The following is a 9,827-nucleotide window of genomic DNA, read 5'->3' on the forward strand; positions in this document are numbered from 1 at the left end:
AACCGAAGGACTGGACATGACCGAATTCACCACCCGCCCCGAGATCCTCGGCACCTATGGCGTCGTCACCTCGACGCACTGGATCGCTTCGGCCGTCGGCATGCGCATTCTGGAAATCGGTGGCAACGCCTTCGACGCGGCCGTTGCCACCGGCTTTACCCTGCAGGTGCTGGAGCCGCATCTGAACGGTCCCGGCGGCGATATGCCGGCGCTGATCTATTCGGCAAAAACCGGCAAGGTTCAGGTGATCTGCGGTCAGGGGCCGGCACCGGCCAGGGCAACCATCGATCATTACAAGGCCGAAGGGATCGACATGATCCCCGGCAATGGCCTGCTGGCCACCGTGATCCCGGGCGCCTTTGACGGCTGGATGCTGATGCTGCGCGACTATGGCCAGCTTTCGCTGCGCGACGTGCTGGAACCGGCGATCCACTATGCCGAACATGGCCATCCGACGCTTGCGCGTGTCTCGGCCACAATCGCCGAACTGGGCGAGTTCTTCCGCACCGAATGGCCGACCTCGTATGAAACCTGGCTTCCGGGGGGCACCGCACCGGCGCCGCAATCGCTGTTCCGGAACCCGGCTCTTGCAGAAACCTGGAAGCGTATCCTGCGCGAAGCCGAGGCCCGCGAGGGGCGTGAGGCCCAGATCGAGGCTGCGCGCGACGCCTTCTACCGTGGTTTCGTTGCCGAGACGATCGACGGCTACCTGCGCGAAACCGAGGTGATGGACGGCTCCGGCGCACGTCACAAGGGCGTTCTGAGCGCCGACGACATGGCCGGCTGGCGGGCAACGATCGAGGATCCGGTCACGCATGATTATCACGGCTGGACCGTGGCCAAGACCGGCGCCTGGGGCCAGGGGCCGGTGCTTCTGCAATCGCTCGCGATCCTGCAGGGCATGGACATCGCCGCGATGGACCCCTGCGGCCCGGACTTCGTTCACAGCGTGGTCGAGGCGATGAAGCTCGCCTATGCCGACCGCGAGATCTATTACGGCGATCCGGCCCATGCCGAGGTGCCGCTCGATATCCTGCTGTCCGCCAGCTACAACGCCGAACGCCGCAGCGCGATCACCGACCGGGCGGCACTGGATCTGAACCCCGGCGTCGTCCCCGGCTTCGAGGATCAGCGCGCGCTGACGCTTGCAATGCTGGAGCGGGTGTCCGGGATCGGTGCGGTCTATGAACCGACAATGGCCCATCTGAGCGAGAAGAAGGGCGACACGGTCCATATCGACGTGATCGACCGCGAGGGCAACATGGTGTCGGTCACGCCTTCGGGCGGCTGGCTCCAGTCTTCGCCGATCGTTCCGGGGCTCGGCTTCTGCCTCAACAGCCGCGCGCAGATGTTCTGGCTGGAAGAAGGGCTGCCCACCTCGCTTGCGCCCGGGCGGCGCCCGCGCACCACGCTCACCCCCTCGATCGCGCTGCACGAGGGCCGGCCCGCGCTTGCCTTCGGGACGCCCGGCGGCGACCAGCAGGACCAGTGGCAGCTGTCGTTCTTCCTGCGCCATGTCCACCACCGCGAAAACCTTCAGGCGGCGATCGACATGCCGCTGTTCCACACCAGCCATTTCCCGGGTTCGTTCCATCCGCGCACCCGCGAACCGGGCGGGGTGACGATCGAGGCGAACTTTGCGCCGGCCGTGCTGGACGACCTGCGCGCACGCGGTCACCGGCTGACGGTGGCAGATCCCTGGTCGATCGGCCGACTGACCGCGGCCAAGCGCAACGCCGACGGGCTTTTGCGCGCGGCCGCCACGCCGCGGCTGATGCAGGCCTATGCGGTGGGCCGCTGATGACCTGGTCCATCGCAGCCCGGGACGAGACGACCGGCGCGCTTGGCGTCGCTGTCGCCAGCCGCTTTTTCGCGGTGGGCGGGCTGGTGCCCTTTGTGCGGCCCGGCGTGGGCGCCGTTGCAACGCAGGCCTTCATCAGCCCGCTTTACGGGCCCGAGGCGCTGCGTCTTCTGCCCGATCTCGGTGCCGAGGCGACCATCGCCGCTGTGACCAACCCCGACGAGGGGCGGGCGAACCGGCAGCTGCATCTGGTCGATGCCCAGGGACGCACCGGCGCCTTTACCGGCAGCGCCTGCATCGACTGGGCCGGCCATGTCGCAGGCAAGGGCGTTTCGGTCGCAGGCAACATGCTGGCCGGACCCGAGGTAATTGCCGCGACGCTGGACTGCTATGAAACACTGACCGAACTGCCCTTTGCCGAACGGCTTCTGGCAGCAATGGAGGCCGGCGAGGCGGCAGGCGGTGACAAGCGGGGCCGCCAGTCCGCCGCCCTGGTGATCCACCGCGACCAGGATTACCCATGGCTCTCGATCCGGGCTGACGACCACGCCGATCCGCTGGCGGAACTGCGCAGGCTTTACGCCGTGGCGCAGGAACGTTTCCTGCACGTGGCCGAGGTGCTTCCCACGCGGCAGAACCCGCATGGCGCCACCGACCGCAGCCATATCGACCGCCGCATCGCCGAACTGGACGCCGCCCGCAAGGCCGAAGGCCGCAGCTCGGCCTCGTTCGCCACCCCCCCTGACCTGAGGATATGCCCATGAGCCCCGTCCTGTCCGTGCAGAACCTGACCACCTCGTTCCTGGTGGATGGCCAATGGAAATCGGTTGTCCGCAACATCTCGTTCGATGTGATGCCGGGTGAAACGCTGGCCATCGTCGGCGAAAGCGGTTCGGGGAAAAGCGTCACCTCGCTTTCGGCGATGGGGCTTCTGCCCAAGGGCCAGTCGCGAACCGAAGGCAAGATCGTCCTCAATGGCCGCGACCTGCTGCAATTGTCCGAACGCGAGATGCGCGGCGTGCGCGGCAACGAAATGGCGATGATCTTTCAGGAACCGATGACCAGCCTGAACCCGATCTTCACCATCGGCCGCCAGATCGCCGAAGTGCTGACCCGACACCGCGGCATGACCGCAGAGGAGGCCCGCGCCGAAACCATCCGCACGCTTGAAAAGGTGCGCATCCCCAATGCCAAGGGGCGCTTTGACGAATACCCGCACCAGTTTTCGGGCGGCATGCGTCAGCGGGTGATGATCGCGATGGCGCTGGCAGCCCGCCCCAAGCTGCTGATCGCGGATGAACCGACCACGGCGCTGGATGTCACCATCCAGGGCCAGATCCTCGACCTCATCAAGCAGTTGCAGGAAGAAGAGGGCATGTCGGTGCTGTTCATCACCCATGACATGGGCGTGGTGGCGGAAATCGCCGACCGCACCGTGGTGATGCTGCGCGGCGAACAGGTGGAAACCGGCCCCACGGCCGAGATCTTCCACAACGGACGCGAACCCTATACCCGCGCGCTGCTGGCCTCCGTGCCCAAGCTGGGCTCGATGGAAGGCCGCGCGCTGCCGCTGCGCTTTCCCCGCGTCGACATGACCAACGGCGAAATGACCGCACCGACCGAGATGCGCGATACCGTCGATCATCGCAAGACCCCTGTGCTCGAGGTCAGGAACCTTGTCACGCGGTTCCCGATCCGGGGCGGGCTGTTCGGCCGGATCACAGGGGCCGTGCACGCGGTCGAGAACGTCTCGTTCACCGTGCATCAGGGCGAAACCCTGTCGCTTGTGGGGGAATCCGGCTGTGGGAAATCCACCACGGGGCGGTCGCTCATGCGGCTGGTGGAACCGCAGGGGGGCGATGTCCAGCTTGATGGCCATGACGTGCTGCGGCTGGATGCCCGCGGGTTGCGCGGCCTGCGGCGCAGTGTGCAGATGATCTTCCAGGATCCGTTTTCCAGCCTCAACCCCCGCATGACGGTGGGGCAGGCTGTGGCCGAACCGTTCCTGCATCACAAGCTGGGCAGCCGGGCGCAAGCGCGGGACAAGGCGGCGGATCTTCTGGAGCGCGTGGGCCTGTCGGCCGACATGCTCGGGCGCTATCCGCATGAATTCTCGGGCGGTCAGCGCCAGAGGATCGCGATTGCGCGGGCGCTGTCACTGGGGCCGAAGGTGATCGTTGCCGACGAATCCGTCTCGGCGCTGGATGTGTCGATCAAGGCGCAGGTCTGCAACCTGCTGATGGATCTGCAGGAAGAGTTCAACCTCGCCTTCCTGTTCATCAGCCATGACATGGCGGTGGTCGAGCGGGTCAGCCACCGTGTCGCCGTCATGTATCTGGGCGAGATCGTGGAAATCGGCCCGCGCGCGGCGCTGTTCAGCAATCCGCAACATGACTACACCCGCAAGCTGATGGCGGCCGTGCCGGTGCCTGACCCCGCGCGGCGCGGGGTGCGCAGAAACCTTGCCGTGGACGATCTGAAAAGCCCGGTGCGCGCGCCGGATTATGTGCCGCCCCAGCGCGACTATCGTGAAGTCGCGCCGGGCCATTTCGTGATGGTGGCCTGACCGCGCGGGTCAGGCCTGCCCGGCCAGGAAGGCGTCGATACCGGCCTGGGCCACATCCTGATCCTGCGCCGGCGTGCCGGAACTGACGCCGATGCCGCCAACGACCTCGCCGCCGACCAGAACGGGAAGCCCGCCACCCACAACCATCAGCCGCCCCTGGATGGCCGAGCTGATCCCATAGGCGGGGGCGCCCGGCTGGCTTGCCGTTCCGTATTCATGGGTTGCCTTGCGGGCGGCGGCGGCGGTGAAGGCCTTGTCGATGGCGATGGTGGCCGAGGTCACCTTGCCCCCGTCCATCCGTTCGAACGCGATCAGCTGTCCGCTTTCATCGGTGATCGCAATGCACATGGGCACGCCGATCGCATCGGCGCGGGCCCGGGCGCCGGCCAGCAGCACCCCGGCATCGGCAAGGTCAAGTCTGCGGATCGTCAGCATCAGAGGGCTTCCTTCTTTTTCACATCGCGGCGCCGGCGGTGAAGGATCGGTTCGGTATAGCCCGAGGGCTGGTTGATGCCTTCAAAGATCAGCTCGCGTGCCGCCTGGAACGCGATCGAGGCGTCATAGTCGGGCGCCATCGGACGATAGGCGGGGTCGCCCCGGTTCTGCCGGTCCACTGCAACGGCCATGCGGCGCAACGAAGCCTCGACCTCATCGCGGGTGGTCAGGCCATGCAGCAGCCAGTTCGCCAGATATTGCGCCGAGATCCGCAGCGTCGCGCGGTCTTCCATCAGGCCCACGTCGTTGATGTCGGGCACCTTCGAACAGCCGACACCCTGATCCACCCAGCGCACCACATAGCCCAGGATCGACTGGCAGCTGTTGTCAACCTCGCGCCGAACCTCGTCGTCGGAAAGGTTGCGGCCCTGCAGGATCGGCGGCGTCAGCAGCGCGTCGAGGCTGGCCCGTTCCCGCCCGGCAAGCGCATCCTGCCGCGCGGCCACGTCAACCTCATGGTAATGAGTCGCGTGCAGCGTTGCCGCGGTGGGCGACGGCACCCAGGCCGTGTTCGCGCCGGCCATCGGATGGTTCTGCTTGGTGGCCAGCATCTCGGCCATCGCATCGGGTTTTGCCCACATGCCCTTGCCGATCTGGCCATGGCCGCGCAGACCCGTGGCAAGCCCGGCATCGACATTGCCGTTCTCATAGGCGGCAAGCCAAGGGGCATCCTTCATCTCGCCCTTCGGGATCACCGGCCCGGCCTGCATCGAGGTGTGAATCTCATCCCCGGTGCGGTCCAGGAACCCCGTGTTGATGAAGACGAGCCGGTCCTTCACCGCGCGGATACACTCGCGCAGATTGGCCGAGGTGCGGCGTTCCTCGTCCATCACACCGATCTTGATCGTGTGGCGCGGCAGGCCCAGGATATCTTCGACCCGATCGAACAGCGTATTGGCGAAGGCCACTTCCTCGGGGCCGTGCATCTTCGGCTTCACGATATAGACCGAGCCGGCGCGCGAATTGCGCGGCCCCTCGGACTTTTGCAGATCGTGCATCGCGCAGGCGGTGGTCACGATCGCATCAAGAAAGCCCTCGGGCGTTTCGGCGCCGTCCTTCAGCACTGCGTCCGTGGTCATCAGATGGCCAACGTTGCGCACCAGAAGCAGCGCCCGGCCCGGCAAGGTCAGCTCGCCCGCCATCGTCTGGTAGGTCCGGTCGGGGTTCAGGTGCCGGGTCAGCGCACGGCCGCCCTTTTCGAACGTCTCCTCAAGCGTTCCCGTCATCAGGCCCAGCCAATTGGCATAGACGGCAACCTTGTCGGCAGCATCGACGGCGGCAACGCTGTCCTCGCAATCCTGGATGGCCGTCAGGGCGCTTTCCAGCACCACATCACGCAGGCCGGCCGGATGCGCCTTGCCCACCGGATGATCGGGGTCGATCACCAGTTCGATATGCAGCCCGTTGTGGCGCAGAAGATAGCGCGCACGGGCGCCATCCTCGGTCCAACCCACAAAGGCGGCCGGATCCTTGAGCCCGACCGTCCGGCCCGCGACCTCGGCGAACAGCGTCGCGCCCTCGCGCCGGAAAGAGGTCACATCCCGATGCGCGGCCCCGTCCAGCGGCACCGCCCGGTCAAGGAAAGCGGCAGCCCAGGCGACAGCCTGCGCCCCACGGTCGGAATCATAGCCCGGCCCCTGCGCCGCGCCCGGCAGCGCATCGGTGCCGTAAAGCGCATCGTAAAGCGATCCCCAGCGCGCGTTCGCCGCATTCAGCGCGAAGCGCGCGTTCATCACCGGCACCACCAGCTGCGGCCCCGCGATCCGGGCAATCTCGTCATCGACATTGGCCGTGGTCACCTCGAAGGGCGCCCCCTCGGGTTGCAGATACCCGATCTCCGCAAGGAAGGCGCGGTAGGCGGCCGCGTCATGCGGCTGGCCCTTGCGCGCCTTCAACCAGTCATCGATGGCGGCCTGCAGCACATCGCGCCGCTCAAGCAGCGCGCGGTTTTGCGGCCAGAGATCCTCCAGCAGCGTCGCATAGCCCTGCCAGAAGCGGTCGGCTTCCACCGGCAGCCCGTCCAGCACCCGGTTTTCCACCAGATCGGCCAATCCGGCGGCCACCTTCAGCCCGGCCCGTTCCACATAGGTCGTCATGCCAATCCTCCTGTTTCACTTGGTTGTCCTCTAGCCGCGGCACGGCGCAGATGGCACAACAGTGTCAAAGTTTTTCACGATGCGGAAAAGCCCATGACCAACGACAGGCGTGATGGAACCGTTCAGGCGGTCGACCGGGCGCTGAGACTGCTTGAACTTCTCGGCGCGGAAGACGAGGGGTTGCGGCTGACCGATCTGGCAAAGGGCTGTGGCCTGGCGGCCTCGACCGTTCACCGGCTGCTGACGACGCTTGAACAGCGCGGCTTTGCCCAGTTCGACGCCCCTGCGGCGCGCTGGCATGTGGGGCGGCAGGCCTTCAGCACCGGCTCGGCCTATTTGCGCCGTCAAAGCTTTGCGGCACCGGCCCTGCCGATCCTGCGCCGACTGCGCGACCGCACCCGCGAAACGGCCAACCTCGGCGTGCTTGAGGGGACCGATGTCACCACCTTGCATCAGGCCGAAAGCCGCGAGATCGTCCGCGCGATTTCACCGGTGGGGGGGCGGGCGCACTGGCTGTGTTCGGGAATGGGCAAGGCCATCGTTGCCACCTGGCCCGATGCAGAGATCAGTGGGTTGCTTGATCGTGGCGGCATGCGCAGGATGACCGCCCGCAGCCTGACCAGCGCCGATGCGGTGTGGGCCGAAATCGCCCGGATCCGGGCGCAGGGACATGCGGTGGATAATGAGGAATTCGTTCCGGGCCTGCGTTGCGTTGCGGCCGTTGTCTGGGGTCCGGCGTCCGAGCCAGCCTGCGCCTTGTCGGTCTCGGCCCATGCCGGGCGCCTGACCGAGGCGCGCCTGCCCGAGTTCGGCGCGGCTGTGCGCGATGCGGCGGCCGAATTGACGCGACACCTGGGCGGACGGAGACCCGACGAAGCGAGTGCCTAGCCGCCCGCCACTATTGCGCAACAGCATCCGCCTCGCAGGGGTCGAATGGAGGGGCCGCCATCGGGCGGCCCCTCACCATTTTCAGTCGTCGCCTGCCGGCAACATGCTGACCAGCTCGGGCAGCGTGTAGTCGGCTGCACTGACGCCAAGGCTGGCGGCAAGTTGATTGCGGCCCACGGTTGCGGCCGAACGCTTGGCAGCCGCTTTGCCAGTGCCGTTCAGGATGAACCTTTCGGCCAGCTGATCGTTGTCACGCCGCGCTACGTCCAGCGCGATCAGGTCTGCGACCGAATAGGCAGCGGCATCCACGCCAAGCTGGGCCGCAAGCTGGGCCTTGCCAGCGCCGATCGGACCGGCCGAAGCCGCGCCTGCGGAAACGCATGCGGCAAGCGCTGCGAGAACGAGTTTCTTCTGCATTGTCTATCCTTTCACTCCGCCACCATTGTGGCGACAGGGCATCCCGTGCCCGTGCAGAAGAAGCTAGGCTTGCGCACAAAGTCGGAAAACTGACCCAAACGGCCACGGACTGCGCATTCATGCACATAACTTCCGCGCGATTGCCCTTGAAGATGAAGATGGAGTGACGGCTTCGCTGCGCCTTGTGCAGCTGAAACGAGTGGAAACCCCGCGCCAGTTGGCGCAGACTATCCAGAAGTGCGCCGGGCCCCGCCTGCCCTGCGCCCCTTCCCAGGAGAGAGAGAGACCAAATGAACCACCTTTCAAATTCCTTGGCCGCCGTCGATATCGCGACGACGCTGCATCCCTATACCGACGCGCGCGCCCACGAGGTGAACGGGCCGCTTGTCATCGCGCGGGGCGAGGGGGTTCACGTCTATGACCAGGCGGGCAAGGAGTATATTGAAGGGCTTGCCGGTCTCTGGTCCGTGGCCGTCGGATTCAGCGAGCCGCGGCTTGTGCAGGCCGCGAGGCGGCAGATGGAGCAGCTGCCCTATTACCACAGTTTTGCGCACAAGGCCCATGAACCCTCGATCCGGCTTGCCGAAAAGCTGGTGGAAATGACCCCGGCGCCGCTGACCCGCGTGTTCTACACCTCCTCCGGATCCGAGGCGAATGACACGGTAGTCAAGCTGATCTGGTATATGAACAATGCCCTCGGGCGCACGAAAAAGAAGAAGTTTCTTGCGCGCATCAAGGGGTACCACGGCATCACCGTCGCCTCGGGTAGCCTAACGGGCCTGCCGAACAATCACCGTGACTTTGATCTGCCAGCCATCCCCGTGCACCACCTCACCTGCCCACATTTCTACCGTTTCGGTGCCGAGGGAGAGAGCGAGAACGACTTTACCGCCCGCCTGCTGGCAGAAGCCGAAGACGTCATTCTCCGCGAGGGGCCGGAGACGATCGCGGGCTTCATTGGCGAGCCGCTGATGGCGGCCGGTGGTGTCATGCCCCCGCCGGCGGGTTACTGGCAAGGGATCGAAGCCCTGTGCCGCAAGTATGATATCCTGCTGATCGCCGACGAGGTCATCAACGGTTTCGGCCGGCTGGGCTCGTCCTTCGGCGCGGTGCACTATGGCTTTACCCCGGATGTCATGGTGCTGTCCAAGCAGCTCACCTCGTCCTACATGCCGCTGGCCGCAGTTCTTTTTACGGAAGAAATCTATCAGGCAGTGGCCGACAACAGCGCCCGGATCGGAACCTTCGGCCACGGCTTCACCGCATCGGGTCATCCGGTCGCCACAGCTGTTGCCCTTGAGAACCTGGCGATCATCGAAGAGCGTGACCTGATCGGAAACGCGCACCGGATGGGCAAGCTGCTGCAGGAAGGGCTGGCAGGTTTTGCCGATCATCCCTTCGTCGGCGAGGTACGCGGCGCCGGGCTGATCGCGGGGCTGGAGCTGGTTGCCGACAAGCAAAGCCGTCGAACCTTCTCTTGTGGATGCCGCCCTCATTTGCAAGGAATTTCTGAACGTTAGACTTGTGATCGAGTGCGGACTCTTGTCAGGCCTGTTAGCGCGGC

At 65.8% G+C, this 9,827-nt stretch carries 8 protein-coding genes; 5 read left to right on the top strand and 3 right to left on the bottom strand.

Annotated features, from left to right (window positions below):
• Positions 1–16 precede the first annotated feature (16 nt).
• Genes ACFQXB_RS17265 through ACFQXB_RS17275 form a run of 3 tightly spaced genes read left to right on the top strand, consistent with a single transcriptional unit; the run spans position 17 to position 4,367 of the window.
• Positions 17–1,801, top strand: a complete 1,785-nt coding sequence (locus ACFQXB_RS17265) for a gamma-glutamyltransferase family protein (protein WP_377406362.1) — start codon at positions 17–19, stop codon at positions 1,799–1,801.
• Positions 1,801–2,565, top strand: coding sequence for a DUF1028 domain-containing protein (locus tag ACFQXB_RS17270; protein ID WP_377406365.1), 765 nt, complete (start codon positions 1,801–1,803; stop codon positions 2,563–2,565). The genes ACFQXB_RS17265 and ACFQXB_RS17270 overlap by 1 nt, the downstream gene beginning before the upstream one ends.
• Complete coding sequence (locus tag ACFQXB_RS17275) at positions 2,562–4,367, top strand: ABC transporter ATP-binding protein (protein WP_377406367.1); 1,806 nt, start codon at positions 2,562–2,564, stop codon at positions 4,365–4,367. Before ACFQXB_RS17270 ends, ACFQXB_RS17275 begins: the two co-directional genes overlap by 4 nt.
• A gap of 9 nt (positions 4,368–4,376) precedes the next feature.
• Here ACFQXB_RS17275 and ACFQXB_RS17280 read toward each other — a convergent pair whose 3' ends face one another.
• Both ACFQXB_RS17280 and ACFQXB_RS17285 read right to left on the bottom strand, forming a co-directional pair.
• Positions 4,377–4,802: a GlcG/HbpS family heme-binding protein gene (locus ACFQXB_RS17280; RefSeq protein ID WP_377406369.1), complete on the bottom strand. Its 426-nt coding sequence runs from the start codon at positions 4,800–4,802 to the stop codon at positions 4,377–4,379.
• Positions 4,802–6,958, bottom strand: coding sequence for a malate synthase G (locus tag ACFQXB_RS17285; RefSeq protein ID WP_377406371.1), 2,157 nt, complete (start codon positions 6,956–6,958; stop codon positions 4,802–4,804). The genes ACFQXB_RS17280 and ACFQXB_RS17285 overlap by 1 nt, the downstream gene beginning before the upstream one ends.
• 93 nt (positions 6,959–7,051) lie before the next feature.
• On the opposite strand from ACFQXB_RS17285, the gene ACFQXB_RS17290 reads away from it, so the two are divergent.
• Complete coding sequence (locus ACFQXB_RS17290; protein ID WP_377406373.1) at positions 7,052–7,846, top strand: IclR family transcriptional regulator; 795 nt, start codon at positions 7,052–7,054, stop codon at positions 7,844–7,846.
• An 81-nt stretch (positions 7,847–7,927) separates the two neighbouring features.
• Here ACFQXB_RS17290 and ACFQXB_RS17295 read toward each other — a convergent pair whose 3' ends face one another.
• Entirely contained in the window at positions 7,928–8,263 is a 336-nt protein-coding gene (locus ACFQXB_RS17295) for a hypothetical protein (protein ID WP_377406376.1), read from the bottom strand.
• 290 nt (positions 8,264–8,553) lie between these two features.
• Between ACFQXB_RS17295 and ACFQXB_RS17300 the strand changes: the two genes are divergently transcribed.
• On the top strand, positions 8,554–9,783 hold the full coding sequence (locus ACFQXB_RS17300) for an aminotransferase (RefSeq protein WP_377406379.1): 1,230 nt from the start codon (positions 8,554–8,556) through the stop codon (positions 9,781–9,783).
• Positions 9,784–9,827 lie beyond the last annotated feature (44 nt).

Source organism: Halodurantibacterium daqingense (genome assembly GCF_042666235.1).
In the GTDB taxonomy this organism is placed as follows: domain Bacteria; phylum Pseudomonadota; class Alphaproteobacteria; order Rhodobacterales; family Rhodobacteraceae; genus Halodurantibacterium; species Halodurantibacterium daqingensis.

What these genes read in the sequence shown, in the direction of transcription:
- ACFQXB_RS17280 (WP_377406369.1), bottom strand. Translation starts at nt 4,802, where the DNA reads ATGCTGACGATCCGCAGACTTGACCTTGCCGATGCCGGGGTGCTGCTG.
- ACFQXB_RS17295 (WP_377406376.1), bottom strand. Translation starts at nt 8,263, where the DNA reads ATGCAGAAGAAACTCGTTCTCGCAGCGCTTGCCGCATGCGTTTCCGCA.
- ACFQXB_RS17285 (WP_377406371.1), bottom strand. Translation starts at nt 6,958, where the DNA reads ATGACGACCTATGTGGAACGGGCCGGGCTGAAGGTGGCCGCCGGATTG.
- ACFQXB_RS17300 (WP_377406379.1), top strand. Translation starts at nt 8,554, where the DNA reads ATGAACCACCTTTCAAATTCCTTGGCCGCCGTCGATATCGCGACGACG.
- ACFQXB_RS17290 (WP_377406373.1), top strand. Translation starts at nt 7,052, where the DNA reads ATGACCAACGACAGGCGTGATGGAACCGTTCAGGCGGTCGACCGGGCG.
- ACFQXB_RS17275 (WP_377406367.1), top strand. Translation starts at nt 2,562, where the DNA reads ATGAGCCCCGTCCTGTCCGTGCAGAACCTGACCACCTCGTTCCTGGTG.
- ACFQXB_RS17265 (WP_377406362.1), top strand. Translation starts at nt 17, where the DNA reads ATGACCGAATTCACCACCCGCCCCGAGATCCTCGGCACCTATGGCGTC.
- ACFQXB_RS17270 (WP_377406365.1), top strand. Translation starts at nt 1,801, where the DNA reads ATGACCTGGTCCATCGCAGCCCGGGACGAGACGACCGGCGCGCTTGGC.